Origin of the sequence: Streptomyces sp. NPDC052396 (assembly GCF_044593195.1) — a bacterium.
Taxonomy (GTDB): domain Bacteria; phylum Actinomycetota; class Actinomycetes; order Streptomycetales; family Streptomycetaceae; genus Streptomyces.
This window is the reverse complement of record NZ_JBIUAW010000003.1, coordinates 562741-588428: the sequence shown is the minus strand read 5'-3', so window position 1 is coordinate 588428 and position 25688 is coordinate 562741. Positions and strand designations below refer to the sequence as shown.

General features: G+C 72.6%; 24 protein-coding genes. 12 read left to right on the top strand and 12 right to left on the bottom strand.

Annotated features, from left to right (window positions below; genetic code table 11):
- Positions 1–66 precede the first annotated feature (66 nt).
- From ACIHFE_RS11050 to ACIHFE_RS11015, 8 genes are all read left to right on the top strand, one after another.
- Positions 67–1329 (top strand): ATP-grasp domain-containing protein, encoded by a 1263-nt coding sequence (locus tag ACIHFE_RS11050; RefSeq protein ID WP_400105541.1) that lies wholly within the window; start codon positions 67–69, stop codon positions 1327–1329.
- A 4-nt stretch (positions 1330–1333) separates the two neighbouring features.
- Positions 1334–2566 carry a lysine N(6)-hydroxylase/L-ornithine N(5)-oxygenase family protein gene (locus ACIHFE_RS11045; RefSeq protein WP_400105540.1) on the top strand — a complete coding sequence of 411 codons (1233 nt, stop codon included), beginning with the start codon at positions 1334–1336 and terminating at the stop codon, positions 2564–2566.
- Positions 2563–2901 carry a cupin domain-containing protein gene (locus tag ACIHFE_RS11040; protein ID WP_400105539.1) on the top strand — a complete coding sequence of 113 codons (339 nt, stop codon included), beginning with the start codon at positions 2563–2565 and terminating at the stop codon, positions 2899–2901. Before ACIHFE_RS11045 ends, ACIHFE_RS11040 begins: the two co-directional genes overlap by 4 nt.
- Complete coding sequence (locus tag ACIHFE_RS11035; protein ID WP_400105538.1) at positions 2894–3982, top strand: NAD(P)/FAD-dependent oxidoreductase; 1089 nt, start codon at positions 2894–2896, stop codon at positions 3980–3982. The genes ACIHFE_RS11040 and ACIHFE_RS11035 overlap by 8 nt, the downstream gene beginning before the upstream one ends.
- A complete protein-coding gene (locus ACIHFE_RS11030; RefSeq protein WP_400105537.1) occupies positions 3979–5616 on the top strand; it encodes a class I tRNA ligase family protein in 1638 nt (545 codons plus the stop codon). The genes ACIHFE_RS11035 and ACIHFE_RS11030 overlap by 4 nt, the downstream gene beginning before the upstream one ends.
- Entirely contained in the window at positions 5613–6884 is a 1272-nt protein-coding gene (locus ACIHFE_RS11025; RefSeq protein ID WP_400105536.1) for an acetyl-CoA carboxylase biotin carboxylase subunit family protein, read from the top strand. Before ACIHFE_RS11030 ends, ACIHFE_RS11025 begins: the two co-directional genes overlap by 4 nt.
- Positions 6877–8145 carry an MFS transporter gene (locus ACIHFE_RS11020; protein ID WP_400105535.1) on the top strand — a complete coding sequence of 423 codons (1269 nt, stop codon included), beginning with the start codon at positions 6877–6879 and terminating at the stop codon, positions 8143–8145. Before ACIHFE_RS11025 ends, ACIHFE_RS11020 begins: the two co-directional genes overlap by 8 nt.
- Positions 8146–8252: 107 nt before the next feature.
- A complete protein-coding gene (locus ACIHFE_RS11015; protein WP_400105534.1) occupies positions 8253–9467 on the top strand; it encodes an MFS transporter in 1215 nt (404 codons plus the stop codon).
- Positions 9468–9503: 36 nt separating this feature from the next.
- On the opposite strand, the gene ACIHFE_RS11010 is transcribed toward ACIHFE_RS11015, so the two are convergent.
- Positions 9504–10952, bottom strand: coding sequence for a purine-cytosine permease family protein (locus ACIHFE_RS11010; protein ID WP_400105533.1), 1449 nt, complete (start codon positions 10950–10952; stop codon positions 9504–9506).
- 142 nt (positions 10953–11094) lie between these two features.
- The gene (locus ACIHFE_RS11005; protein ID WP_400105532.1) at positions 11095–11622 is read right to left on the bottom strand and encodes an LmbU family transcriptional regulator; all 528 of its coding nucleotides are present in this window, start codon (positions 11620–11622) and stop codon (positions 11095–11097) included.
- 565 nt (positions 11623–12187) lie between these two features.
- On the opposite strand from ACIHFE_RS11005, the gene ACIHFE_RS11000 reads away from it, so the two are divergent.
- On the top strand, positions 12188–13033 hold the full coding sequence (locus tag ACIHFE_RS11000; RefSeq protein ID WP_400105531.1) for a helix-turn-helix transcriptional regulator: 846 nt from the start codon (positions 12188–12190) through the stop codon (positions 13031–13033).
- An 88-nt stretch (positions 13034–13121) separates the two neighbouring features.
- On the opposite strand, the gene ACIHFE_RS10995 is transcribed toward ACIHFE_RS11000, so the two are convergent.
- Both ACIHFE_RS10995 and ACIHFE_RS10990 read right to left on the bottom strand, forming a co-directional pair.
- Positions 13122–14231 (bottom strand): 3-dehydroquinate synthase II family protein, encoded by a 1110-nt coding sequence (locus tag ACIHFE_RS10995; protein WP_400105530.1) that lies wholly within the window; start codon positions 14229–14231, stop codon positions 13122–13124.
- 66 nt (positions 14232–14297) lie between these two features.
- Positions 14298–15095, bottom strand: coding sequence for a 2-amino-3,7-dideoxy-D-threo-hept-6-ulosonate synthase (locus ACIHFE_RS10990; protein ID WP_400105529.1), 798 nt, complete (start codon positions 15093–15095; stop codon positions 14298–14300).
- A 291-nt stretch (positions 15096–15386) separates the two neighbouring features.
- Here ACIHFE_RS10990 and ACIHFE_RS10985 point away from each other — a divergent pair, with 291 nt between their 5' ends.
- From ACIHFE_RS10985 to ACIHFE_RS10975, 3 genes are all read left to right on the top strand, one after another.
- Positions 15387–16403 (top strand): Rieske 2Fe-2S domain-containing protein, encoded by a 1017-nt coding sequence (locus tag ACIHFE_RS10985; protein WP_400105528.1) that lies wholly within the window; start codon positions 15387–15389, stop codon positions 16401–16403.
- A 53-nt stretch (positions 16404–16456) separates the two neighbouring features.
- Complete coding sequence (locus ACIHFE_RS10980; protein WP_400105527.1) at positions 16457–17416, top strand: PDR/VanB family oxidoreductase; 960 nt, start codon at positions 16457–16459, stop codon at positions 17414–17416.
- Between the two features lie 79 nt (positions 17417–17495).
- The gene (locus tag ACIHFE_RS10975) at positions 17496–18332 is read left to right on the top strand and encodes a BTAD domain-containing putative transcriptional regulator (protein ID WP_400105526.1); all 837 of its coding nucleotides are present in this window, start codon (positions 17496–17498) and stop codon (positions 18330–18332) included.
- A gap of 59 nt (positions 18333–18391) precedes the next feature.
- Here the strand turns inward: ACIHFE_RS10975 and ACIHFE_RS10970 are convergent, their stop codons facing one another.
- From ACIHFE_RS10970 to ACIHFE_RS10935, 8 genes are read right to left on the bottom strand one after another with little or no spacing between them, the layout of a single operon-like run.
- Positions 18392–19441 (bottom strand): [LysW]-lysine hydrolase, encoded by a 1050-nt coding sequence (locus ACIHFE_RS10970; protein ID WP_400105525.1) that lies wholly within the window; start codon positions 19439–19441, stop codon positions 18392–18394.
- A complete protein-coding gene (locus ACIHFE_RS10965; protein ID WP_400105524.1) occupies positions 19438–20247 on the bottom strand; it encodes a [LysW]-aminoadipate kinase in 810 nt (269 codons plus the stop codon). The genes ACIHFE_RS10970 and ACIHFE_RS10965 overlap by 4 nt, the downstream gene beginning before the upstream one ends.
- A 7-nt stretch (positions 20248–20254) precedes the next feature.
- Positions 20255–21277: an N-acetyl-gamma-glutamyl-phosphate reductase gene (gene argC, locus ACIHFE_RS10960; protein WP_400105523.1), complete on the bottom strand. Its 1023-nt coding sequence runs from the start codon at positions 21275–21277 to the stop codon at positions 20255–20257.
- Positions 21274–22137, bottom strand: coding sequence for a lysine biosynthesis protein LysX (lysX, locus tag ACIHFE_RS10955; RefSeq protein WP_400105522.1), 864 nt, complete (start codon positions 22135–22137; stop codon positions 21274–21276). The genes argC and lysX overlap by 4 nt, the downstream gene beginning before the upstream one ends.
- A 9-nt stretch (positions 22138–22146) precedes the next feature.
- Positions 22147–22326: a lysine biosynthesis protein LysW gene (locus tag ACIHFE_RS10950; protein WP_400105521.1), complete on the bottom strand. Its 180-nt coding sequence runs from the start codon at positions 22324–22326 to the stop codon at positions 22147–22149.
- Complete coding sequence (locus tag ACIHFE_RS10945) at positions 22323–23360, bottom strand: transketolase family protein (RefSeq protein WP_400105520.1); 1038 nt, start codon at positions 23358–23360, stop codon at positions 22323–22325. Before ACIHFE_RS10945 ends, ACIHFE_RS10950 begins: the two co-directional genes overlap by 4 nt.
- Positions 23357–24208 (bottom strand): transketolase, encoded by an 852-nt coding sequence (locus ACIHFE_RS10940; RefSeq protein WP_400105519.1) that lies wholly within the window; start codon positions 24206–24208, stop codon positions 23357–23359. Before ACIHFE_RS10940 ends, ACIHFE_RS10945 begins: the two co-directional genes overlap by 4 nt.
- Entirely contained in the window at positions 24205–25560 is a 1356-nt protein-coding gene (locus ACIHFE_RS10935) for a DegT/DnrJ/EryC1/StrS family aminotransferase (RefSeq protein WP_400105518.1), read from the bottom strand. The genes ACIHFE_RS10940 and ACIHFE_RS10935 overlap by 4 nt, the downstream gene beginning before the upstream one ends.
- Positions 25561–25688: the final 128 nt, after the last annotated feature.

The following is a 25688-nucleotide window of genomic DNA, read 5'->3' as shown; positions in this document are numbered from 1 at the left end:
ACCCCGCCGCCACGGTCCCGCTCCTTACCGCCGCCCGGTTCACCTCTGCCCTGGAATGAGGTCATCGTGTTGCCAACGCCTTCCCTCCCCCCTGCCCGCATCCTGGTGGTCGAGCCCGCTTCCTCCGGCGGCGGCAGCCTGATCGGCGTCGCCGCCGAGCTGGGAATGCGGGTCGTGGTCGCCTCCGCCGACACCGGCGACCGCCGGCTGAGCGGCCCGGTGCGGGCCGCGGCCGAGACGGTCCTCACCGTGGAGACCAACGACCAGGCGGCACTTGAGGCCGCGGTGCTGCGCCTGCACCGCGAGGAGCCCTTCGAGGCCGTCCTGGCCGGTGCCGACATCTATGTGCCGGCCGCCGCCCGGGTGGCCGCGGCCCTGGGGCTGCGCGGCCTGGAGGTGGCCACCGTCGACCGGGTCCGGGACAAGGGCGTGATGCGCGCCGCCGTGGCCGCGGCCGGGCTGCGCACCCCGCGCTTCGCCCAGGCCACCTCGGAGGACGAACTGCGCGCGGCGGCCGGGCTGGTGGGCTTCCCCTGTGTGCTGAAGCCGGTGGCCTGCTCCGGCAGCATCCATGTCAGCCGGGCCGATGACCTGGAGCAACTGGAGGCCGCCTTCCGGCGGCTGGTCACCGACCCGGTGCCGGACATGGGGCAACTGCACGAACACCGGGTGCTGGTCGAGGAGTACCTGGCCGGGCCCGAGTTCAGCGCCGACGGCTATGTGCTGGACGACGGCACGGTGACCGTGGCCGCGCTCACCCGCACCCTGCTGGGCCCGGAGCCCGGCTTCATGGAACTGGGCCACCTCACCCCCGCCGAGGTCGCCCCCGAGGAACTGCGGCGAGTCGAGGACTATGTCCGCGAGGTGGTGCGCGCGGTGCGGCTGACCTCCGGCACCTTCCACTGCGAGCTGCGGCTGACCGCCGACGGCCCGGTCCTCATCGAGATCGGCGCCCGGCTGCCCGGCGACCGGATCGTGGAACTGCTGCGGCTGGTCACCGGGGTCAGCCTGCCCCGGGTGGCCCTCGCCACCGCCCTGGGAACCGATCCGGCCGAGGCCGGGGCCTTCGGCGCCCCCAGCGCCAAGAGCGCCGGCATCCGCTTCTTCGCCGCCGGCGGCCGCACCCGCTTCCAGCAGCCGGCCGGCTGGCGGCAGGTGACCGAGGACGCCGAAGTCGCCGAGGCGGCCCTGTACTTCGCACCGGGCGAGGCCATCCCCGAGGCCGAGGACTGCCGCTCCCGCATCGGCCACGCCCTGTTCACCGCGCAGTCGCCACGGGCCGCCCTGGAGCGCTGGCAGGCACTGGGCGCCGCGGTCACCCTGGACTGACGCCATGGACACCGACCTGCACGACTACCTGGCCGTCGGTATCGGGCCCGCCAATCTGAGCCTGGCCGCCCTGGCGCACCCGGTGCCCGGGCTGCGCGGCGCCCATCTGGAACGCCGGGCGGACTTCTCCTGGCACCCGGGCCTGCTGCTGCCCGAAGCCACCCTCCAGGTCTCGCAGTTCAAGGACCTGGTCACCCTGGCCGACCCCACCAGCCCGTTCTCCTTCCTGGCCTTCCTGGCCGCCCGGGGCCGGCTCTACCGCTTCCTGGCCGCGGACTTCCCGGCCGTGCTGCGCCGGGAGTTCGACCAGTACTTCCAGTGGGTCGCCGGACAGCTGCCCGCGCTTACCTTCGGCGCCGAAGTGCACAGCGTGGACTTCCACCACGGCGCCTTCCACGCCCGCACCGCCCGGGGCGAGGTGCGCGCCCGCCATCTGGTGCTGGGCACCGGGCTCACCCCCGACATCCCCGCCGCCTTCCGCCCGTTCACCGGTGAGACCCTCTTCCACTCCGGGGAGTTCCTGCTGCACCGGCCCGAGACGGCCGGCCGTCGCGTGGTGGTGGTCGGCGGCGGACAGAGCGGGGCCGAGATCGTCCGCCACCTGGCCTCGGGCCCCCGCCCGCCGCGCACCCTCACCTGGGTCAGCCGGCGCCCCTCCTTCCTGCCCCTGGACGACTCGCCGTTCGCCAACGACCTCTACACCCCCGACTATGTGCGCCACTTCCACGGGCTGCCGCCGGAGCGGCGGGCCGGGCTGCTGGAGGGGCAGAAATACACCAGTGACGGCATCGACCTCCATGTCCTGCGCGACATCTACCAGTTGGCCTACCAGCGGGAATTCCTCGACGGCGACCCGGACGCGCTGCGCTTCCTGCCCTCCTGCACCGTCACCGCCCTGGAGGGGGACCCCGGCGACTGGAAACTGTCGCTGAGCTCCGAGGACCACCGGGCCCCGGCGGCCCTGGCCGCGGACCTGGTGGTGCTGAGCACCGGCTACCGCTATCAACTGCCCGGCTTTATGGCCCCCCTCGCCGCGCGGCTGCGGCGCACCGGGGAGGACCTGGAGGTGGGCGAGGACTTCTCGGTGTCCTGGGACGGGCCGCCGGAGCACCGCATCTACCTGCAGAACGGGGCCCGGCACGCCTGGGGCGTGGCCGACCCCAACCTCAGCCTGCTGTCCTGGCGCAGCGCGGTCATTCTCAACAGCCTGCTCGGTGAGACGAGGTACCCCGTATGACGTCCGCGCTGCCCTTCCCGCCCGCCGAGCCCGAGCCGGACGGGGTGACCGTCGCCGAGGCGGACCTCGCCAACTCCCGCCTGACCTCGGTGCCGTTCGCCATGGCCCGGTTCACCGTGCCGCCCGGCGGCACCAGTTCGCCCGACAGCCACGCCGTGCAGGAGATCTGGTTGCTCCAGGCCGGCCACGGCACCCTGGTGGTGGACGGGCGGCCCGAGGCCGTCGGCCCGGGCTCGGCCGTGGGCTTCCCGCCGCACGCCGTCCATGAGGTCTTCGCCGACCAGGGCGAGGAACTGGTGGTGTTCTCCTTCTGGTGGCCGGCGGCCGATGCCTGAGGGGGACAAGGGGCACTATGACCTGGCCGTGATCGGCACCGGCATCGTGGGCGCCCTGACCGCCTACTACGCGGTGCGCCGGGACCCCGGCCGTCGGGTGCTGCTCCTCAGCCAGGCCGACCGGGGCGCGGGCGCCACCCGGCTGTCGGCCGGGTTCGACACCCCCACCGGGCGCAACGCCGCCCAGCGGGCGCTGGCCGCACGCAGCACCGCGCTGTTCGCCGCGCTCGCCGCCGAACTGCCGCAGGTCCACCGCCGCCCGGTCGAGGTCTGCTGGCTGGTGGGCCGGGACGGGGTGGCGGCGCTGGAGCGGAGCATGGTGGCCGGTGGGCCGCCCCGGCCGGTGGGCCGGGAACGGCGGCGGGCGCTGGCCGGGATCTTCCCCAACCTCGCCCAGGGCGCCGACCAGGTGCTGCTGGCCTCCGGGCCGATGACGGCCGGGGCGCCACGGGCGCTGGCCGATCTGCTGCTGGACCGGGTGCTCGGCCACCGGGGCAACGCCCTCTGGCAGGGCTTCCGGGTGACCGGGGTGCGCCGGGCCGGCGGCCGGCTGGAGCTGACCGCGGCCGACGGGGCCCGGGTCACCGCCGGCCGGGTGGCGGTGGCACCGGGGCCCTGGGCACTGGACGGCCCGGTGGCGGCGGCGGCCCGCGCGCACGGCGCCCGGCTGAAGAAGGTGGTGGCGTACCACATCATGACGCCGCCCCCGCCGCACGCCCCGGCGCTGGTCTTCGAGGACCAGGACGCCTTTCTGCTGCCCCAGCCCGCCGACGGCTGCTGGCTGTTGAGCATCACCTCGCCCGACTGGGACCGGAGCCCGGACCAGGCACTGGTCATCGACGCCCGGGACCGGGCGCCGGCCCGCGCCCTGCTGAAGCGCCATGTGCCGGGATTCCTCCCGCACCTGGCCGGCGGGCGGGTCTTCCCCGACTGCTTCACACCCGGCCACCTGCCCCTGGTGGCGACGGCCGGCGACCCCGCCGTGGTGATGGCCGTCGGCGGGTCCGGCTCCGGCTACCGCCTGGCGCCGGCCATGGCCGAGGACGCACTGGACCTGCTCTACGGGAGAACACGAACATGAGCACGCTGCTGACCGGGGACGCCCCCGCCCCCAGGCACTATCTGCTGGTCCCGCCCGAGGCCACCCCCAACGGCCCGCTGCACCTGGGGCACATCGGCGGACCGTTTCTGTGGTCCGACATGATCGCGCGCCATCTGCGGGTCCGCGGCGACCTGCCGCTGGTGATCACGGGCAGCGATGTCTATGAGTCCTATGTGGCGCTCAAGGCCCATGCCGAGGGGGTGTCGCCGGAGGAGGTGGTGACCCACTACACCGAACGGATCCAGCGCGACCTGGCGGGCCTGGACATCGGCGTCGACGCCTTCCTGCGCGTGGACCAGGAGCCCTGGCGGGAGCCCTTCGAGGAGGAAGTGGCCCGCTGTGTGGAGCGGTTGCGGGACCGGGGCGCGGTGCTGACCCGCACCGAGCGGGTGCCGTACTGCGCCGCGTCCGACCGCTGGGTGGTGGGCGGCTGGCTGCTCGGCCGCTGCCCGGAGTGCGGTGCCCCGGTGGCCAGTTACTTCTGCGAGGAGTGCAGCGCGCACTTCCTGCCCGAGGCGGTGGCCGACCCCCGCCCCCTGCTCGACGAGGGTCCGCTGACCTGGCGGGAGATATCCAGCCTCTTCCTGCGGGTGCCCCGCCGCGAGGTGCTGGAGGAGGCGCTCGCCGAACGGGGCGTCGCCCGGGGCTACCGGGACACCGTGGCCCGGTTCCTGGAGCGGGACGGCCTGACCGTGCGGCTCAGCGCCCCGCAGCCGAGGGGCGTGCCGCTGCTGCCCGCCCCCGACCCCGGGGTGCCGCACGCGCTGTTCCCCTACGCCGGGATCTTTATGTTCGCCCGGCTCGCCGGCGCCGTGCACGGGCAGCTGTCCGGGACCGGGGTGAACGCCTTCGACCCGGACTCCGGCGTCACCACCATCACCACCCTGGGCGTCGACAATGTCATCCCCACCCTGGTCGGCATCGTCGGCACCAGTTTGCTGCACGGCGCCACCAAGCCCTATGACCGGTGCCTGATCAACCACTTCTACCGGCTGGCCGGCCGCAAGTTCTCCACCAGCGCCGGCCATGCCATCTGGGCCGCGGACATCGCCGCTGCGCCCAGCATCGGCACCGACGCGGTGCGCTACTTCCTCGCCCGGGCCGACCTGGAGGCCGGACCGGCCGGCTTCGATACAGCCCCCTTCCTGCACACCGCCAATGCCGTGCTCGCCGACGACCTGGGCAAGCGGATCGCGGCCGCCTGGTCCCGGCTGCCCCAGGGGACACCAGGGGCCCCCGCGCCGGCGCTGGTCACGGCCCTTGAGGCGCTGCTCGCCGAGCAGTCCGCGGCCCTGGACGGCCACCGGGTGCACACCCCGCGCGCCGTCGCCGCCCTGGACCGCTGGTGGGCCGATGACGCCCTGGCGCACACCGCCCCCGACGGCGCCTACTGGTGGCTCAAGGGCCTGGCCCTGCTGGCCTTTCCGGTGATGCCCTCGCTGGCGGAGCGGGTGTGGCAGGGCCTGGGCGGCAGCGGCGAGCCCCGGTCCGCCGGCTACCCGGCGGCCACCCCGGTCCGTCCGCTGCCCGCCGCGCCCGGCCTGCCCCGGGCCCTGGCCGCCGAGCTGGAGTCCTGCCTGCCGCGCACGCTGCGAGCGGAGGCGGGCGCATGACCGGCACCCCACCGCTGTATGTGGTGCTCAACCGCTCCGGAGACCGCTATGGCGAGTACCACCGCTTCCTGGACGGCACCCCGCGGCGCATGGTGTACCTCACCACCCCCGGCGGCCGGCCCGCCCTGGACGCGGAATCGGCCCTGGAGATCCGGGTGTTGGACAGCCTGGACCATGACGCCCTGCTGCCCGTGGTGCGCGAGATCGCGCGGCGCCATGGCACGCCCCAGGCCGTCTACGGCCAGTCCGAGTACGACATCCTCACCGCGGCCCGGCTCTCCGCCGGGCTGGGGGTGAGCGGCGGCTACGGCCCGGACCTGGTACGGCGGTTCAAGGACAAACCGGCGATGAAACAGGCGGTGGCGGCCGCCGGGCTGCGGGTGCCGCGCTTCCATCCGCTGGGCCCCGGGGCGACCGCCGAGGCCGTGGTGGCTGCCCTGGGCTCACTGCCCCTGGTGCTCAAGCCGCGCGCCGCGGCGGGCTCCGAGGGCGTCCGCGTGCTCGACGACCTGGCCCAACTGCGCACCGCGCTGGAACGGATCGACCCCACCGCCTATGAGTGCGAGGAGTATGTGGCGGGCGAGATCTTCCATGTGGACGGGGTGTTCCGGTCCGGGGACTTCCACTTCGTCACCGCCTCCCGCTATGTCAACACCTGCCTGGACTATGCGGCGGGCCGTCCGCTGGGCTCGGTGCTGCTGGACCAGGGCCCGCTCAGGGACGGGCTGACCGGCTTCGCCGGCGGCTGTCTGCGCGCCCTGGGGCTGACGGACGGCGCCTTCCATCTGGAGGTGATCCGGCGCCCCGGCGGCGAGTTGGTGTTCCTGGAGGTGGGGCTGCGGCCGGGCGGCGCCCAGGTGCCGTTCCTGCATGACGACCTCCATGGCATCGACCTGTTCGCCGAGGCGTTCCGGGCGGCCGTGGGGCTGCCCCCGCTGTGGCGGCCGGACGGCGCGCCGGCCCCGGCCGGCGGCTGGCTGATCTACCCCGTTCCCCGGACGCTGCCCGCCCGGGTGACCCACCGCACCTCGCCCCGGGATGCCGTGCCCGGGGTGTACCACCAGGAACTGCCGCCCGTGGGGCAGGAGTTCACCGGCCCGGGCAGCTATGACGAGGGCAGCGGCATCTTCCGGTTCACCGCCGGCCGGGAGGCCGAGGTGCACCGCGCCGTGCTCGCGGTGATGGAGCACTACCGGGTGCGGACCGAGCCCGTCCACCCGGTTGCGGTGGTGTCCCCGTCGGTGTCCTCGGCGCCCGGCCATGGCTGAGGTCCAGGCCCCGGCACCGGTGCTGCGCGGCTGGCTGCGCGGACTGGTCCCGGCCACCGGGCACGCCCGGCGGCTCGCCGTGCTCACCCTGGTCCAGTCGCTGGGACTGGGGGTGTTCCTCACCTCCAGCGCGGTGTTCTTCACCCGGACCATCGGCATCCCCGCCCACCGGGTGGGGCTGGGGCTGTCGGTGGCCGGGCTGTGCGGCCTGCTGTGCACGGTGCCGATCGGCAGGCTCGGCGACCGCTTCGGCCCGCGCCGGGTGCTGGCCGCCGACTTCCTGCTGGCCGGCGGCTGTTTCACCGGCTACTGCCTGGTGGACGGCTTCCCGGCGTTCCTGGTCCTGGCCTGTGTCACCGCCGTCCTGGAGACCGCGGCCGGCGCCCTGCAGGCCGCGCTGACCGACACCCTGGTCGGCGACGGACAGCGGGTGACCGTCAGCGCACAGCTGCGCAGCCTGTTCAACCTGGGGTTCCTGGGCGGGGCCGCGCTGGCCGGCGCCGCCCTGGCGGCCGGCTCCGCGCGGGTGCTGTACGCCACCGTGCTGGGCAACGCCGCCCTGCAACTGGTCTCCGCGGCCCTGCTGACGCGGATGCGGGTGCCCGGGGAGACGGCCGAGCGGCGGGCCCCGGCCACCGGCGGCCTGCTGCGCAGCTCGGCGCTGCGGGACGGGCGCTATGTGGCCACCGCCCTGCTGTGCGGGGCACTTGAGCTCTACCAGCCGCTGCTCACCGTGGGGCTGCCGCTGTGGATCGTCACCCGCACCGATGCCCCCACGCTCGCGGTCTCCGCGCTGCTGATCCTGGACACCGTCCTGGTGCTGCTCTTCCAGGTCGCGGTCAGCCGGGGTGCGGGCGAGCCCGCCGCGGCGGCCCGCATGCTGCGCCGGGCGGGCTGGTCGCTGGGCGTGTCCTGCCTGGTGTTCGCGGTGAGCGCGGGGCACGGCCGGCTGCTGGACAGCATGGCGCTGCTGGGCGGGGCGCTGGCGCTGGTCCTCGGGGAGCTGTGCCAGTCGGCGGCCGGCTGGGGGCTGTCCTTCGGGCTGGCCCCGCCCGGCCGGCAGGGGGAGTACCAGGCGGTCTTCTCCCTGGGGCGCGGCCTCCAGCAGTTCGCCGGACCCTGGCTGATGACCTCGCTGGTGGTGGGCGCCGGCGGAGCCGGATGGCTGGCGCTGGCGGCGCTGTTCGTCCTGCTGGGGCTGTGCGCCCCGCCGCTGGTGCGCCGCGTGGAACGCGACCGCGGCCGCCGGGGCGGGGGTTAAGGGGGGAGTTCTGATAACAGCATCCCTTGTGACCTGGCTAGACCCGGGCCCGGGGCCGAGGGTGGAGGCATCGGCCAACGGAACAGAGACCTCCGGGAGGGCAGTTCATGTCCAGCGAAGCGCACAGCCCACAGGCGGCCGCGCCCCCCGCCGGTGAAGCGGCGGCGCAGGGGCGGCCGGACCGGGTGCCGAGGGCCTTTGTCGTCTCCTGCTTCCTCAGCAACTTCGACCGGTTCGCCATCACCCCGATGCTGGTGGCGGTCGCCGCCGGGCTCGATGTGCCGCTGAGCGATGTGGTGTTGATCGCCAGCGGCTACTTCTTCGCCTATGGCGCCGCCCAGCCGCTGTGGGGGATGCTCTCCGACCGCTACGGCCGGATGCGGGTCATCCGGGGCACGCTGAGCGCCACCGCCGTGTGCGGGCTGCTGTCCGCGATGGCGCCCAACCTGACCACGCTGGTGGTGCTGCGCATCGCCACCGGGGCCTTCTTCGGCGCGGTGGTGCCCACCTCGCTGACCTATGTGGGAGACACGGTGCCCCCGGCGGTGCGCCAGCGTGCCCTGTCGGACCTCCAGCTGGCGCTGGCCATCGGCACCGCCGCGGCCACCGTGGTCGCCGGCGCGGTGGCCGAACTGCTCAGCTGGCGGGTGATGTTCGCCATCCCCGCGCTGCTGGCCGCCGGTGCCGTGCTGTCCATGCGGGGGATGAACGAGTCCCGGGCCGAGGGCACCCTGCGCCGGCCGGGCGAACAGCTGGCCTCGGTGCTCAAGCTGCGCTGGGCCTGGGTGGTGATGCTCTTCGGCCTGGTCGAGGGCGCCGTGCTGCTGGGCTGCTTCACCTTCCTGGCGCCCGCCCTGCAGGACCGGGGGCTCAACACGGTCAGCGCGGGCGGGATCACCGCCCTGTACGGCGCGGGCACCCTGGTGTTCTCCCGGGTGCTCAAGCGGGTGGCCCTACGGGCCCCCTGGTCGCTGCTGCTGGCCGGCGGGGTGATGATGACCGCCGGCTTCGGGGTGGCCGCCCTCTCGCCCTCGGCGGTGGGCATCGGCATCGCCGCCGTACTGCTGGGCGGCGGCTGGTCGTTCTTCCACTCCTCGCTGCAGAACTGGGCCACCACCCTGGTGCCCGCGGCCCGGGGCACCGCGGTGGCGCTGTTTGTGGCCGCGCTGTTCGTGGGCAGCTCCATCGGCTCGGCGCTGGGCGCGCCCCTGGTCCAGCACACCTCCTACCCGGTGCTGTTCGCGGTGGCCGCCGCCACGGCGGTGCCGCTGACGCTGTTCGCGGCGGTGGCCCGCAGCCGCTACACCCCCGCGGGGGCCTGAGGCACGGGGGCCCGTCCATGACGGGCCCCGTACCCGTCAGCCCACCGTCTCGGCCGCCTCGGCGGGCTCCGCGGCCCCGGGGGCGGACACCGGCCGGGGCCGCCCCGCCGCGCGGGTGCGGGCGGTCGCCAGGTACACCGCGGCGGGGGCCAGCAGCCCCACGATCCAGGAGATGTCCGCCCCGCCCAGGCGGGACACCAGCGGGCCGGTCCAGAACTCGCTGGACAGGAAGGGCAATTGGACCAGCACACCGAAGGCGTAGGTGAGCAGCGTCCGCCGGTTCCAGGCGCCGTAACGGCCGTTGGGGTCGGCCAGCGCGGGAATGTCGTACTCCTCCTTCGTCAGCAGATAGAAGTCCACCAGATTGATGGCGCTCCATGGCGTGAAGAAGATCAGCAGGAAAAGCAGGAACGTGGAGAAGGATTCCAGGAAATGACCCCGTCCGAGCAGTGCCAGCCCGGTGCCCGCCACCATGATTCCGGCGATATAACAGGCCCGGCCGCGCGGACTCACCGGCCGTTCGCCACGGAATCCGCCCACCCCGGTCACCAGGGACATGAAACCGCCGTAGGTGTTCAGTACATTCACCGTGAGTTTGCCGAATGCCACGGCGAAGTAGAGCAGGGCGGCGACCACCGCCGAAGAACCGCCCATGGCCACCACCCGGGCCACCTCGTCATCGCCCCTGCCGCCGCCCCAGGCCGCCGCCAGCGCCCCGAAGGACATCGACCACTGGGAGCCCAGCACGGTGCCGCCCAGAGTCGCCCAGAACACCGCCGAGGGCCGGGTGGTGCGCGGCAGATAGCGGGAGGAGTCCGCGACATAGGGGCCGAAGCCCAGCTGCCAGGAGGCCGAGAGCGACATGGCGAGCAGGAACAGCGGCGCCGAGAACCGGTGGTGCGACAGCAGTTCGCCCAGCGGGGCCTGTCGCGCCAGGCGGACGCCCAGACAGAGGAAGGCCGCGGCGCCGATCAGGGTGGCCGCCCGGCCCAGCAGGTGGATCAGCCGGTAGCCCACCGCCGCGGTGACCGCGCTGGCCGCGGCGAAGACCACGATGCCGGCGGTGTCGCCGAGGTGGGTCAGATGGGCCACCGCCTGCCCGGCGAGCACACTGCCGCTGGCGAAGAACCCGATGTACATCACCACCACGCAGACCAGCGGCACGGCCGCCCCACGCACCCCGAACTGGGCTCGGCTGGAGATCATTTGGGGCAGCCCGAGCCGGGGCCCCTGGGCGGCGTGCAGCGCCATGATGGCCCCGCCCAGCAGATTTCCGGTCAGCAGGGCCACCAGCGACCACAGCGCGTCGTTTCCGAACACCACGGCCAGCGATCCGGTCACCACCGCGCTGATTTGCAGATTCGCCGCGAACCAGAGACTGAAAAGGCTGGCCGGCCGGCCATGCCGTTCGTCGTCGGGAATGACGTCGATGGTGCGCCGTTCGACCAGTCCGCCCGGGGAACCGGCCGTATTTCCTTTCCGCATGACGACTCCTCAGCCGAATATCGGGAGGAGACATGATGGTCCGCCGGTGCGCCGGCCCGTCAAGAATTCCGGTGCCGGGTGCGGAGAATTTGCCCGGGCGCGGTGGGCGGGAACCGCTGCCCCGCCCACCCGGGCCGTCCGGTCAGCCGGCGGCGATATCCCCGCAGGCCGCCAGGTCCAATGCGGTCATGACCCATTCCTCGAAGGGCTTGCCGGCCTGCTCCGCGGCGGCCTGCCAGCGCTCTAAGTTCTCGGTCTTCACCCGGAGTTCGGGAAACCGGGCCAGGGCCGTCCGGGCCGGGCGGCCGCGCCCGGCGCGCAGCTGCCTGCGCAGTTCGGCCTTGGACCAGCCGTTGTTCTCCGCCAGGGTCAGCCACTGGTCCTGCTGGGCCGGGGGCAGTGAGGCCACCTCGGCGTGGTGCTGGAAGCTCAGCTGGTGATGACGGCGCGTCAGCTCGAACTTCCGGGCCACCCAGGCGTAGTTGCGCAGCGTCTGGTAGTCCAGGCCGGCCGCGGCGACCGCCCGGTGGTAGCGGTCCCGGTAGCGTTCCTGGCCGTAGACCAGCCAGTCGCCCAGGCACCAGGCGAAGGAGTCGGCGGTCCGGGAGATCCTGATGCCGGCCTCTTCCCAGGCCTCGAAGGAGACGGCCTGGGGGAAGCGCAGGCCCACCCGGGTGGCCAGGATCCGCTCCCGGCCCGGCTGGTGCCCCGGCCGCGTGGGAACGGGCCCGGGGCCGTCCAGCCGTGGTACGACCGGGATTTCATGGCGGGTGATAGTCGGCGACAGTGGGCGAAGTGACGGTTGGGGGCCGGAATTGACCGAGGTGCGGGGTCGGCCTCGTACTGCGACGGTCGGTTGCGTGCTGGTAGTCACGTTGTGTGTCCATCCATCGTCTGTCATCCCATGACCGAGATGGGCCGCAGCGCGAGTCTCATGTCGCGTGATACCTCCCCCCGCTGCACCCAAATCCCCCCTGAGCCAGGGTCATTGGGGCCCGTTAGCCAGGATGTACGAACGGGACAGCGGAAGCCAGAGTTGGAATGTTGGCCTCGTGTGAAACCTGACAACTCATTCTGACCGTCTTCTCCCTCTAATGGGGCAGTACGGGACGTCCCGCCCGCCGGACCATCCCGCCGGCGGGACGGCATCCCGCCGGCAGGCGGGCGTCCCGCCGGCAGGAGGGCATCCCGCCGGCGGGACGGCCCGGCGGAGGGCGGCTGCTAACTTCCATGGAATGCCAAGCACTTCTCCCCGGCCCGGCCTCGCGAGCCGCGGTGCCCTGGGCGCCTTCATCCGGTCGCGCAGGGAACGTCTGTCACCCGCCGAACTGGGGGTCAGCAGCACGGCCCGCCGCCGTACGCCCGGGCTGCGCCGGGAGGAGGTGGCCGCCATGTCCGGGGTGAGCCTGAGCTGGTACACCTGGCTGGAACAGGGCCGGGACATCAAGGTGTCGCGGCAGGTGCTCGCCTCGCTCGCCCGCACCCTGCGGCTGTCGCCCACCGAACAGCAGCACCTCTACCGGCTGGCCGGGGAAGTGCCGCCCGCCGCCGAGGACCGGGGCGCCTGCCCCGTGGCGGCCGGCCATCTGCAGGCCGTGCTGGACGCCCTGGAGCCCAATCCCGCCTTCCTGCTGGACCAGCACTGGGACATCCTGGCCTGGAACCGCGCGGAGACCGGGCTGTTCACGGACTTCTCCCAACTGCCGCCCGCCCGCCGCAACACCCTCTGGATGATCTTCGGCTGGGGCCCGGCCCGGGAGCTGATGACCGACTGGGAGCAGCAGGCGACCCTGGTGGTCGCCCAGTTCCGGATGGCGGCCGACCAGCGCCCCGCCGACGGCCGGTTCCAGGAGATCGTCACCGGACTGCGCGAGGAGTCACCGGACTTCCGCCGCTACTGGGACCGGCATGAGGTGGCCTCGTACCAGACGGTCCTCAAGCACTTCCGGCATCCGTCCGTCGGCCAACTGGCCCTGCGCCAGACCAAGCTGGCGGCCGCCGACGACCCCCGGATCCAGCTGGTCATCCGGCTGCCCGAGGACGCCGGCAGCGCGGCCCGGCTGCCGCTGCTGCTGGGCTGAGCCCGCCGCGGGCAAAACGACCGGCCCGGACGACCGTTGCCGGTCGTCCGGGCCGATGTGCGTGGGCCGCCCCGCGGCCCGGGCGGGCCTACTGCTCGTAGAGGAACTCGCGGATGGGGTAGCCGACATGGCGCTGGTCATCCAGGGTGTAACCGAGGATCACATCACCCGGCTGGAGTTCGGTGATGTTGTGGACGCTGCCGCCCGGGCCGAGCACCCGCACATGCCAGTCGTCCTGGGCGATCACATTGACCACCGCGCCGGAGGCCGACTTGGCCTCGATCAGCAGCATCGGACGGGTCTCCATCTTGATCCGGCCCACCGTGATGCGCCGGGTCTTCCCCTCGGTGTCCACCGCCAGCAGCTCCGAGCCGGACCGCAACTCGGCCAGGTAGCGGGTGCGGTTGGCGGGGGTGAGCGAGTAGGAGTGCAGCGCGGCGGCGTTCACCCGGAACGGGCGGGTGGGCATATAGGGCAGCGGGTGGGTCTCGCTGCTCACCAGGATCATGCCGGTGGCGTAGGAGCCCACCAGGATCCCCTCGTTCTGCCGGAAGTGGGAGCAGGTGTCCACGCAGACCCGCTCGCCCAGGCCCACATGCGCCAGCCGGGTCACCGTCAGCTCCTGCAACTCCAGCTGCTCGGTGGTCTCCTGGCACACCTCGGTCAGGGTGGTGGCCTGGCCGACCGCGGCCGGGTTGAGCAGCACGCCCTCCGGGCCGCGCTCCAGCACGCCCAGGGTGATCTCGGCGTCCTCCAGGTCGGTGACCACGGTGATCAGGTTGCCCTGGGCCTTGTCGGTGGCCCCCAGCAGGATCTCCAGCGGGATCTTGCTCGGGTCCTGCTGGAACTCCACCACGGTCCAGGGGGACTTGGCGGCCCACTGGCACGCCTGCTCCAGGCTCTCCTCGCCGGTGACGGTGATGAACACACCCGACTGGGCCTCGGCCAGCGCCGGGGAAAGCCTGCCCACCAGGGTGTGCTCCACGATCAGCAGGTCCGCGACCTCGGCCAGTTTCTCCGCCACGCCCTCGGGGGTGTTCTCCAGCACCAGGCCCACCTTGCGCTTGGACGGCGGGATGGTGGCCAGCAGTTCGGGATCGTCGGCGACCAGGGCGTCTATGCCGATGTGCACCGCCTCCTCCGTCACGGCGGCGGTGAGGTCCTTCAGGCCACGGAGGTCGATCCAGGCGAGCTTCACTGAGTGCTCCTTAGCGTTGGCTTGAGTTGGCGGTGTGCGGGTAACGGTGCGCGGGTGGCTGCGTCGTCAGACCTGGACGGCCGCGGTGAGCACCGGGTCGGGCAGGGCGGGGGACGGGCCCCCGGGGCGGTGGATGACCTCGGCCAGCCGGCGGACGGTGCGGGCCACCCCGGGGGACTCGAAGACATTGCGGCCCATGGCCACGCCCAGGGCGCCGGAGGCCACCACATCGCCGACCACCTTGGCCAGCAGGTCGTCATCGCCCAGCGGGGCGCCGCCGGCGGTGATGATGCCGATCGGGCAGCTGCGGACCACCTCGCTCATGGTGTCCACCGAGCCGGTGTAGGGGACCTTGGCGATATCGGCACCCAGGTCGGCGGCCAGATTGGCGGCATGGGCCACCAGCTCGGGGTCGGTGGGGTCGCTGATGCGCGGGCCGCGCGGGTAGATCATCGCCATCAGCGGCACACCCCAGCGCGCACAGCCCTCGGCCGCCTGGGCCAGGTCGGTCAGCTGCCGGGTCTCGGTGGCCGAGCCCATGTTGATATGGATGCTGACGGCGTCGGCGCCCAGCTCCAGCGCCTCCTCCACCTCGGCCAGCCGCACCTTGGCGTTGGCGTCCGGGGCGTGCCGGGTGATTCCGTTGAGATGCACCACCAGGGCGGTGCCGCGGACCACCTCCCGTGGCAGGAAGCGGGTCCGGCCCTTGTGGACCAGCAGGGCGTCGCCGCCGTTGCGGCCGACCGCCAGCGCGATGTCCCGGAACGCCGCCGCAGAGGCCACCGGGCCGTCGGCGACGGAGTGGTCGAGCGGCACCACGAAGGTGCGCCCGGAGACCGGGTTGATCAGCCGGCTCAGGCGCAAGCTTTTCCCCGGTGAATGCTGAGCCACTTCCATGGCATGTCCTTTCATGCTGGCTGGCCGATGCATGCGACAAGGGAAGTGGCTTCGGTTTTGCGGTGTCAAGTCGCTTTGCACAAGGGCCGGTTGGGTCCGTCTTTCAATCATTGACGATGGGAATGACGGGCGTGATACTGATCCGCAGTGCCTCGCGCCGGGCCAGTCGGCCAAAGCACCGGTCCACGGTTGCCGACGTGTGCCGCCGGCTGAATTTCCGTTCGCCCGCAGCGCCTCACCGAGAGCCAGGGGAGTTCAATGAGCGCGTTTCCGCAGAATTACTGGTACGTAGCGGCATGGAGCAACGAGGTCGGCAGGCAGTTGCTCAGCAGGACGATCTGTGGCGAGCCGGTGGTGTTCTACCGGACGAACGACGGCCGGCCGGTGGCCCTGGCGGACCGGTGTGTGCACCGCCGGTATCCGCTGTCCCTGGGCAAGCTGGACGGCGACCAAATCGAGTGCGGTTACCACGGGTTCGTCTTCGACTGCTCCGGTGCCTGCACCTTCGTGCCCGGCCAGGACCGGGTGCCGCGGACCGCCCGGGTGCCCCGCTACCAGCTGGTCGAGCGCGACAAGTGGATCTGGATCTGGATCGGCGACCAGAGCAAGGCCGACCCGGCGCTGGTGCCGGACGCGCACTGGCTGGACGACCCGGAATGGGCCTCCGTCGAGGATCTGGCCTATTCACCTTTCCGTTACGGGCTGTTGGTGGACAACCTCATGGACCTCTCCCATGAGACATATCTGCACGCCGGCCTCATCGGCACTCCGGAAATCGCCCGCACGCCGTTCACCACCGAGGTCGACCACGAGGGCAAGCGGGTGTCGTTCTCCCGGCACATGGCGGCGGTCGAATGTCCGCCGTTCTATGAGCGGACCACCGGTTTCACCACGCCCATCGACCGCTGGCAGGACGTGGAATTCCAGCCGCCCGCATTCTGGGTGAACAATGTCCGGGTCGCGCCGCACGGTGTTGTGCCCACACCGGACGGGGACAAGGGCGCGGCGCATGTGAAGATAATTCACGGTCTTACTCCGGAAACCGAGAACTCCACCTGGGATTTCTGGGCGGTGACCCGGGACTTCGCGCTGGACGACGAATCGGTCAGCCACACCCTGCTGACGCTCAATCAGGAAGTGGTGCAGCAGGACCTGGACGCGCTCACCGTGCTGGAGAAGGTGGTGGCCAGCGAGCCGCCGGGCACCCAGGAGCTCAGCGTGGCCATCGACGCCGGCGGCCTGGCCGCCCGGGAGATGCTGCGCAAGCTGCTGTAGCGGCGCCTTTCCCCTTGTCCGCCTGGCAACCCTCGGCACCGGAGAGCAGACATATGCGTGGCGACGCGATCGAGCTGGTGGTCCGGTCCCGGACCGGACTCGCGCGGTCGGTGGTGGAGTTCGAGCTGGCCGCCCCGGACGGTTCCCGTCTTCCGGAGGGCACCCCGGGGGCGCATATCGACCTGGTGCTGCCCTCGGGCCGGATCCGGCAGTACTCCCTGTATCCGGGCGCCGACCCCGGGGCGTGGTACATCGCCGTGCTCCGGGAGACCGGCGGCCGCGGCGGCTCGTCGGAACTGCACGACGAGGTCGTACCGGGAACGCGGCTGCGGGCCCTCGGCCCCCGCAACCGCTTTCCCCTGCACCCCGCGGACGACCTGCTGTTCATCGCGGGAGGCATCGGCATCACCCCCCTGCTCCCGATGATCGGGGAGGCCGAACGGCGCGGCACCCGGTGGCGGCTGGCCTATGGCGGCCGCAGCCGGGCCTCGATGGCCTTCCTGCCCCAACTGGCCCGCTACGGGGCCCGGGTGACCACCGTGCCGCAGGACGAGGACGGGCCGCTGGACCTCGACGCCCTCTTCGGGGCGCTGCCCGCCGGGGCGCTGGTCTACTGCTGCGGCCCCGAGGGCCTGCTGGAGGCCGTGCGGCAGCGCTGCCGGGAGCTGCCGCCGGGCACCCTGCACACCGAGCGCTTCTCGGCGGCGCCGGAGGCCGGCCCCGGCCCGGACGAGGAGGCGGCGGACGCCGCGTTCGACGTGGTCCTCGCCCGCTCCGGCCGCACGGTGCGGGTGCCCGCCGGCGCCCCGGTGCTCCAGGCGGTGCGGGAGGCGGGCGTCCAGGTGCTGGTCTCCTGTGAGCAGGGCACCTGCGGCACCTGTGAGACCGGAGTCCTGCAAGGCGTACCCGAGCACCGCGACAGCCTGCTCACCGAGGAGGAACGAGCCGCCGGCGACCTGATGCTGATCTGCGTGTCCCGTTCACTTACCCCCCGACTCGTCCTCGACCTGTAGACACCCGCCGGTGCGCAGGTCGGCGACCATGTGTGTCAACCCAGTGTCCAGGACGTACAGTTGAGAACCGAGGAATGCCATGCATAGCGAATCGCCGCGTTCGCCCGGCAATGCCGGGACAGTCTTCTTCCGCATTCTGGGGCCCTTACAGGCGACCGTCGACGCCCGGCCCGTCCCCCTGGCCAGAAACCGTCAACTCGCCCTGCTCGCCCTGCTGCTGACCGAGGCCGGCAAGGCCGTGCCGCTGGGCCGGCTGGTGGACGCGGTCTGGGGCGAGGAGCCGCCGGTGACCGCGGACAAGCAGATACAGACCTGTGTCTGGCGGTTGCGCAAGGCATTTGTCAAGGCCGGGGCCTCCGCAGGGCTCATCGAGACGGTCCGCGGCGGCTATCTGCTGCGCCTGCCCGAGGACGGCCTGGACACCCGGCTCTTCGAGCGGCTCCGGCTGACCGGCCGGTCCCGGGCCGCGGCCGGCGACGCCATCGGGGCGGTCGAGGACTACCGCGCCGCGCTGGCGCTCTTCCAGGGCCCGCCGCTGGCCGGGCTGGAGAGCCCGGCGCTGGAGCCGGTCGCGGCGTACTGGGCGGAGCGGCGACTGGCCCTGCTGGAGGAGTGCCTGGACCTCGAACTGGCCGTGGGCCGGCACCGGGAGCTGGTCGGGGAACTGAGTCTGCTGGTCGAGGAACACCCCCTGCGGGAACCGCTGCGCTGGAGTCTGATGGCCGCGCTGTACCTCTCCGACCGCCGTGCCGACGCCCTGGCGGTCTACCACGCGGGCCGGGCGACCCTGATCAGCCACCTGGGCCTGGATCCCTGCGCCCGGCTGCAGGACCTGCACCGGCGGATCATCGCCGGGGACCCGGTGCTGCCCGGTGCCCCGGCCCGGGCCGAGGCCCAGCTCAGCGGGGCACCGTAAGCCGTATCCGATCCGACCGCGCGTCCGGCTGCACTTCCCACTGCACGTCCGACTGCACGTCAGCCTTCGGCCTGACCGAGTTCGCCGGCCAGCCGCTCCAGGGCGTCCCGCAGGACGTCGATGGCGGTGGCGTACTCGGTCAGGTCGATGTGCTCCCGGCTGGTGTGATCGAGGCTGGAGTCGCCGGGCCCGTAGACCGCCATGGGCACCTGCCAGGCCGGTTCCAGGATGTTCAGGTCCGCGGTGCCGGTCTTGAGCTTGAGCACCGGGCGGGCGCCGCGGGCGCGGATCCCGGCGCACAGGGCGCGGACCGCCGGGCCGCGGTGGTCCACCCGCACCGGCGGGGTCCGGTCGTCGATCTTCAGCACGGCATCGCCGGCCGCCTCGCCCAGGAAGCGCTCGAAGTCCGCCAGGTCGAAGCCCGGGGGAGTGCGGACGGCGACGGTCAGCCGGGCCTCCTCGATGGTGCCGCCCATCTCGACCAGGGTCGGGATGGGCCGCTCGAAGGCCCGTTCCGAGGGCGAGTTGCGCTCGCAGTAGTCCGCCACCCGGTTCCAGAAGGCGATGGCCGCCTCGGACGCCTTCTCCGCGGGGCTCGCGGTGTGCACGGCGGGACGGCTGACGTCATAGCGCACCACCACCCGCCCCTTGTAGCCGATGCCCACGCCCGACCAGCCGTTGGGCTCGCCGACGATGGCCACATCGGCCCGCTGGGTCCGGGCCAGGTGGGTGGCCCCGCGGCCGAAGGTCTCCTCCTCGGTCACCCCGGCCACCACCAGCTGCACCCCGGCCGTCTCGGCGGCGGCCGCGGCGCAGATCATGGTGGCCAGCGGGCCCTTGGCGTCCACGGTGCCGCGCCCGTGCAGCACGGTGCCCTCCTGCCGCACCGGCAACTGGTCCGGCACGGTGTCCATATGGCCGATCAGCATGATCACCGGCCCTTCGGGGGCACCCCGCCGGGCGATGACATTGCCCACCTCGTCCAGCTGGGCCGTGAAGCCCCACTCGGGCAGCTCCCGGGCCAGGAAGGCGGCCAGTTCGGCCTCCTGGCCCGAGGGCGAGGGGATCTCCACCATCCGGCGCAGCAGGGACTCGGCACGTGCGGTCATGGTGCTCCTTTGACGAACGTCGTGCCGGCGCCGGCCTGGGCGGCCAGTACCGGCGAGGGGTGCCGGCCGTCGGCGAGGACCACCTGCCCGACCCCGGCCAGATACGCCTCACCCGCGCTGCGCAGTTTCACCTTCATCCGCCCGCCCGCCAGCGAGGCGTAGTGCGGCAGTTGGCCGACGGGAACCTCGGCCACCAGGCTCGCCGGGTCCCCGGGATCCCGCAGCAGGCCGGGCACATTGGACAGAATCACCAGCCAGTCGGCCCGGAGGGCCACCGCGAGCTGGGCGGCCAGCCGGTCGGCGTCCACATTGAGCAGGCCGGCCTCCGGGTCCAGCGCGGGCGGCGAGACCACCGGGACATAGCCGCCGTCCAGCAGAGTCAGCAGCAGGTGCGGATCGACCGCGCCGATCCGCCCGGACAGGTCGTCCCGGACCACCCGCTCCTGGCCGTCCACCCGGACCCTGGCCGGCCGGGTGCGGCGGGCGGCGACCAGGCCGCCGTCCGCCCCGGACAGGCCCACCGCGCGGACCCCGGCCGCGGTCAGCGCCGTGATCAGCGCGGGTTTGACGCGGCCGAGCATGGCCATGGTGAGCGCGTCCAGCGCGGCGGCGTCGGTGTAGCGGCTGCGCCGCCCGTCCGGCGCCGTCAAGTACCGTGTGGTGCGGCCCAGTTCACCGGCCAGCCGGTCGGCCTCGGCGCCGCCGCCGTGCACCACGACCACCTCGGTCCCCGCCGCGGCGAGGCGGCGGATGTCGGCGCAGGCCCGGTCCATCTCCTCGCCCAGCGAACCGCCGACCTTCACCACCAGGCGCTCAGGCCGGGTGGAGTCCGGCGAAGCGCAGTCCCGCTCGCTCGTCCCAGCCCGAGGCGATGTTGACGCACTGGACGGCATTGCCGGCACCTCCCTTCACCAGGTTGTCCAGGGCGGCCACCACGATCAGGTGGTCACCCGCGGAGTTGAGGGAGAGCCCGATGTCGCAGAAGTTGCTGCCGCTGAGGATCTTCGGCTCCGGTATCCGGTGCAGCGCGGAGCGCTCCCGCACCAGACGGACAAAGGGCTCCTGGCGGTAGGCGGCGCGGTAGACCGCCCACAGCTCCCGCTCGGTGACCGGGCGCGCGGGGGTGATGTGCAGGACGGCCTGTACTCCGCGCACCGCCTCCACCGCGGTCACCGTCATCCGCACCGGCACCCCGCAGGACTGCTCGATCTCCGCGGTGTGCCGGTGCCCGTGCGGCTTGGCGATACGCAGCGCGCCGCTGCGCTCGGGGTGGTGGCTGCCCTGGTCCGGGGTCCGCCCGCCGCCGCTGGAACCGGTGCGGGCGTCCACCAGCACCGGCCCCTCGACCAGCCCGGCCGCGGCCAGCGGATGCAGGGCCAGGATCGCGGCATTGGCCATACAGCCGGGCACCGCGATATGGCCCGCCCCGCGCAGCCGTTCCCGGTGCAACTCCGGGATGCCCGGCCGGAAGCGGGACTGCCAGGCGGGGTCGGGGGCGGCACCGGAGTAATAGCGCTCGCGCACCACGGGGTCGGCCAGCCGGAAGTCCGCGCTGAGGTCCACCACCCGGGGCGCCAGCGCCGACCACCGGTCGACGGACTTCGCCGCCGCCCCGTGCGGCATGGCCAGGAACAGCACATCGCACGGGCCCACCTCGTCCTCGGTGACAAAGCACAGATCGCTCTGGTCACGCAGGTTGGGGTGGGCCGCGCTCAGCAGCCGGCCCCGGTGGCGGGTCGAGGTGGCCTGGGCCAGCTCCAGGTGCGGATGCTGCAGCAGCAGCCGCACCAGCTCACCGCCGATGTAACCGCCGGCACCGATCACTGCGGCCTTCACCGGGCCAACACCTCCTGGACATGGCTGACGACGAGGTCCGCGATGTCCACCTCGGTGGCCGAGGCGAGACCGTGGAACTCCATGGTGTGGTTGACCTCGGTGACCAGCACCTCGCCCGTGGAGCGCTCGATCAGGTCCACCGCGAGCATCCCGCCGCCGACCGCCTCGGCGGCCCGCAGCGCCAGCTTGGCCAGTTCCGGCGTCAGCTCGCAGGGCTCGGTGGCCGCCCCACGGGCGGTGTTGGTGATCCAGTGGTCCGACCGCCGGTAGACCGCCGCCACCACCTGGTCGCCGAGCACAATGACCCGGATGTCGCGGCCGGGCTTGTCGATCAGCTCCTGGACATAGAACACCGAGTGCTGCGGAGCACGCATGGCCTGCTTGTGCTCGATCAGCGTCTCCGCCGCGTCCCGGTCGTTGACCTTGGACAGCAGCCGGCCCCAGGACCCGACGGCGGGCTTGACCACCGCCGGGTAGCCGATCTCCTCGATCGCCTTCAGGGCCGCGTCGGGGGTGACGGCCACCACCGTCCGCGGGGTCGGCAGACCGGCCCGCACCAGGGCCAGCGAGGTGAGGATCTTGTCGCCGCACACCTCGATCACCCGGCTGGGATTGAGAACCTGACACCCCATCGCCTCAAACAGATGCGCGGCGTAGACGCTGCGCGTATGCGACATGATGCGGTTCAGAACCCCCCGGTAGCGCACCGTGGGCGGCGACTGGAGGTCGCCGAGCAGAGTCCGGTCGTCCACCGGCGTGTAGGGGATGCCGCGCCGCTCCAGGGCGGTGAAGATCAGCCGCTCCTCCAGGCGAACGCGGGTCGTCAGGACGGCCAGCAGGCCGTCCTGGGACGCGCTCATGCTCACCCCTTACTCCCCGAAGTCTTCCTCGATCTCCGGCGCCAGGGCGAACTCGGCCGGCTCCAGGCCGATGACCTCCAGTTCGACCTTGCACGCCGGGCAGACCACGATCGAGCTGACCCGCAGGCCGGGCGCGGTGGGCACGGCCTCGGCGCACTCGGGGCAGGTGCTGGCGGTGGCGGTGGTCATGACGCACTCTCCTTGGTGATGTCGCTGGCTTCCGCGGACGGAACTTCCGTGGAAGAAGGGGACGAACGGCCGGTCAGCACGGCCCGGGCGGCCGCGATGACATGCTCCGGGGAGACCCCCGCGGCCTTGAGCTGGGTGCGGTGGTCGCCGGGACGGGCGCAGAACGCGTCCGCCATGCCGACCCGCAGCACCCTGGCCGGCCGGTGCTCGGCGAGGGCCTCGCCGACCGCGCCGCCCAGCCCGCCGAGCACCGAGTGGTCCTCGACGGTGACGAGGCCGGCGGTGTGCTCGGCCGCGTGGACGAGCGCCGGTACGTCAAGGGGCTTGATGGTGTGCATATTGAGCACCGTGGCCTCGATGCCCTCGGCGGCCAGCCGCCGCGCCGCCTCCAGGGCGAACAGCACGGGGTGGCTGCCGGCGGCCACCAGGGTCACATCGCCCCCGGTGCGCAGGGTCACCGCCTTGCCCACGGTGAACCCGGCCGGGCCGGGGTAGACCGGATCGGTCGGGCCGCGGCCGAGCCGGATATAGACCGGACCGGGCAGCTGGGCCGCCGCGTTGACCATCCGCACCGTCTCGGCCGGGTCCGCCGGCGTCAGCACGGTCATATGGGGCAGCGACCGCATCACCGCCAGATCCTGCTGGGCGTGGTGGGTCGGGCCCAGATGGGCCGCGGAGAAGCCGGAGTGGGTCCCCACGATGCGCACCGGCAGGGCGTGGTAGGCGATATCGATCTTGACCTGTTCCAGCGCCCGGGCCGAGGCGAAGGCGGCCATGGTGTTGACAAAGGGCAGCAGGCCGGTGCTCGCCAGCGCCGCCCCCACCGACATCAGATTGGCCTCGGCGATGCCCAGGTCCAGGTACTGGTCCGGGAGTTCGGCCTGGAACTGCTTCTCCAGGCCGCCCATGTCCGAGTCCAGGCACCAGATCCGGCGGTCGGCCCGGGCCAGTTCCACCAGGGTGGCGCGGTAGGCCGCCCGGTCCGACTCATGCTGCTGCGCGGCGGCGGCCGTCGCCTGGGTCGCGGCGCTCATGCGGTGGCTCGCAGGGCGGTGAGCGCGCGCTCATAGGCGGCGGCGCCGAGCTTGGCGAAATGGCTCTGCTTGCGGTTCTCCAGGTGGCGCACGCCGCGCCCCTTGACCGTGTCGGCGATCAGCACGGTGGGCCGCCCCGGCTCCGGTGCCGCCCGCAGGGCCGGCAGCAACTGGCCGAAGTCATGCCCGTCCACGCCCACCGCCTGCCAGCCGAAGGCGCGCCACTTGTCCGCCAGCGGCTCCAGCCGCATCCGGTCCTCGGTGGACCCGCTGATCTGCAGCCGGTTGCGGTCCACCACCGCGGTGAGGTTGTCCAGGCCCAGATGGGCCGCCGACATGGCCGCCTCCCAGACCGAGCCCTCCTGCAGCTCCCCGTCCCCGAGCAGGACGAAGACGCGGTGCGGCTGCCCGGCCCGCCGGGCGGCCACCGCCAGTCCGGTGGCCAGCGACAGCCCGTGGCCCAGCGAGCCGGTGGCGAACTCCACCCCGGGCACCGCCGGGGTGGGATGGGCCATCAGCCGGCCGTCCGGACTCCCGTAGCCCGCCAGCTCCGCGCGGTCGATAAAGCCCCGCTCGGCCAGCGTGGCGTACAGGGCGGCGCTGGCATGCCCCTTGCTGAGGACGAAGCGGTCGCGCTCCGCCCAGCGCGGGTCCTCCGGCCGTACCCGCAGCACCCCGAAGTACAGGGCCACCAGGATGTCGGCCGCCGACAGCGAGCCGCCGACATGGGTGCCGACCGCCCCGGCGCCGATCCGGAGGATGTGCTCGCGGACCGCCAGGGCCCGGCGCTCCAGTTCGTCCCGCCCCACGTCCGGGCCGGCGGGTGCCTCAGCGGTCCGGGTGCTCATACCGTGGCACCGGCCTGCACGGCGGCCCCCTTGACCGCGGCCCACGGCGGCGCGTAGTCCAGCTGCCTGGCCATGCGGCCGACCACGTCCAGGTTCTTCCAGACCCGCTCGAAGGCGGTGGCGTACTCGTCCAGCGCGGGGCCCGCGTCCGGGTTGAGGTGCATCCGCCGCAGGCACAGCGAGTCCTCGATCACCTGGCAGGTCACCGGGTAGTCGGCCAGGTCGTAGCGCTGCGGGTTGGTGCCGGGCAGCGACCAGGGGTAGCCCTGGCCATAGGCGTTCTGCTCCTGGAACACCGGCTGCCCCGGCAGCGGGATGATCTGGTAGTGGGTCAGCGGCACGCCCTCGGCGAGCAGCGCCCGGCGCAGCGCCTGCCGGAACCGGCCCGCGGACAGGCCGTCCAGCCCGGCCGCCTCGGGGTCGAAGCGGAAGCGCAGCATATGCCACATATGGCTGCGGTCCTCCGGGGTGGGCGGGACCACGATGCCCGGCAGCGCCGCCAACCGCTCCAGGAAGACCGGGGTGTTGGCGTCCCGGCGCTCCTGGTAGTCCCAGAACCGGGCCAGCTGGGAGCGGGTGAAGGCGGCCAGCACCGAGCTCAGCTTGAGGTTGGAGCCCCGGGTGGCGGAGACATACAGCCGCTCCTCGGTGCTCAGGTCCTCGCCCAGGATGCGCAGGCTGCGGCAGCGCTCGGCGACCGCCTCGTCATCGGTGACGATCAGACCGCCCTCACCACAAGTGGGGATGGACTTCTCCACATTGAGGCTGAACACCGAGGCCGCGCCCATGGAACCGCAGGTCTCGCCCCGGTACTTGCCGCCCTGGGCCTGCACCGCGTCCTCGATCACCAGCAGGTCGTGCTTGCGGGCCAGGGCCCGGATCTCGTCCATGTCCGCGGGCAGACCGCCCAGATGAACCGGGATGATCGCCCTGGTGCGGTTGGTGATCTTGGCTTCGATCTGGTTGACATCGATGTTGAAGGTGACCGGGTCGATGTCCACGAACACCGGGATCGCCAGCTGGTACAGCGGCGCCATGGCCGTGGCCACATAGCTCAGGGCCGGGACGATCACCTCGTCACCGGGCTGGATGCCCAGCGCCGTCAGCGCCAACTCCAGTGCCACCGTGCCGCTGTTGACGGCCACCGCGTAGCGGGTGTCACAGAACTCGGCCCATTCCGACTCGAGTCCGCTGATCTCCTGCTCGTTCTTCGCGCCCACCGTGAACTTACGGCTGTCCAGCACGCGCAGCACGGCCTCGCGGTCCGCGTCCGTCACCACCGGCCACTCCAGCCGCCGGTGCTCCGGGCGTACCGCGGGCTTGCTGCCGAACATCGCCAGCTCCGCCTTCATAGCTCTCCCTTGTGACCCCAACAGGCCGATGCCTGTGCCGTCTTCGCCGGGATTTCGACAAGAGCCGTCCAAGACGCCGTGGACCCCGGCCCGGACAGGGACAGTAGGGACCGTTGTTCTTGTCTCGT

Coding starts and splice junctions, on each gene's coding strand:
- ACIHFE_RS11020 (WP_400105535.1), top strand. CDS start 6,877: ATGGCTGAGGTCCAGGCCCCGGCACCGGTGCTGCGCGGCTGGCTGCGC.
- ACIHFE_RS10940 (WP_400105519.1), bottom strand. CDS start 24,208: ATGAGCACCCGGACCGCTGAGGCACCCGCCGGCCCGGACGTGGGGCGG.
- ACIHFE_RS11045 (WP_400105540.1), top strand. CDS start 1,334: ATGGACACCGACCTGCACGACTACCTGGCCGTCGGTATCGGGCCCGCC.
- ACIHFE_RS10985 (WP_400105528.1), top strand. CDS start 15,387: ATGAGCGCGTTTCCGCAGAATTACTGGTACGTAGCGGCATGGAGCAAC.
- lysX (WP_400105522.1), bottom strand. CDS start 22,137: ATGAGCGCGTCCCAGGACGGCCTGCTGGCCGTCCTGACGACCCGCGTT.
- ACIHFE_RS11035 (WP_400105538.1), top strand. CDS start 2,894: ATGCCTGAGGGGGACAAGGGGCACTATGACCTGGCCGTGATCGGCACC.
- ACIHFE_RS11025 (WP_400105536.1), top strand. CDS start 5,613: ATGACCGGCACCCCACCGCTGTATGTGGTGCTCAACCGCTCCGGAGAC.
- ACIHFE_RS11015 (WP_400105534.1), top strand. CDS start 8,253: ATGTCCAGCGAAGCGCACAGCCCACAGGCGGCCGCGCCCCCCGCCGGT.
- ACIHFE_RS10945 (WP_400105520.1), bottom strand. CDS start 23,360: ATGAGCGCCGCGACCCAGGCGACGGCCGCCGCCGCGCAGCAGCATGAG.
- ACIHFE_RS10975 (WP_400105526.1), top strand. CDS start 17,496: ATGCATAGCGAATCGCCGCGTTCGCCCGGCAATGCCGGGACAGTCTTC.
- ACIHFE_RS10980 (WP_400105527.1), top strand. CDS start 16,457: ATGCGTGGCGACGCGATCGAGCTGGTGGTCCGGTCCCGGACCGGACTC.
- ACIHFE_RS11040 (WP_400105539.1), top strand. CDS start 2,563: ATGACGTCCGCGCTGCCCTTCCCGCCCGCCGAGCCCGAGCCGGACGGG.
- ACIHFE_RS11030 (WP_400105537.1), top strand. CDS start 3,979: ATGAGCACGCTGCTGACCGGGGACGCCCCCGCCCCCAGGCACTATCTG.
- ACIHFE_RS11010 (WP_400105533.1), bottom strand. CDS start 10,952: ATGCGGAAAGGAAATACGGCCGGTTCCCCGGGCGGACTGGTCGAACGG.
- ACIHFE_RS10970 (WP_400105525.1), bottom strand. CDS start 19,441: ATGACCGCACGTGCCGAGTCCCTGCTGCGCCGGATGGTGGAGATCCCC.
- ACIHFE_RS10935 (WP_400105518.1), bottom strand. CDS start 25,560: ATGAAGGCGGAGCTGGCGATGTTCGGCAGCAAGCCCGCGGTACGCCCG.
- ACIHFE_RS10950 (WP_400105521.1), bottom strand. CDS start 22,326: ATGACCACCGCCACCGCCAGCACCTGCCCCGAGTGCGCCGAGGCCGTG.
- ACIHFE_RS11000 (WP_400105531.1), top strand. CDS start 12,188: ATGCCAAGCACTTCTCCCCGGCCCGGCCTCGCGAGCCGCGGTGCCCTG.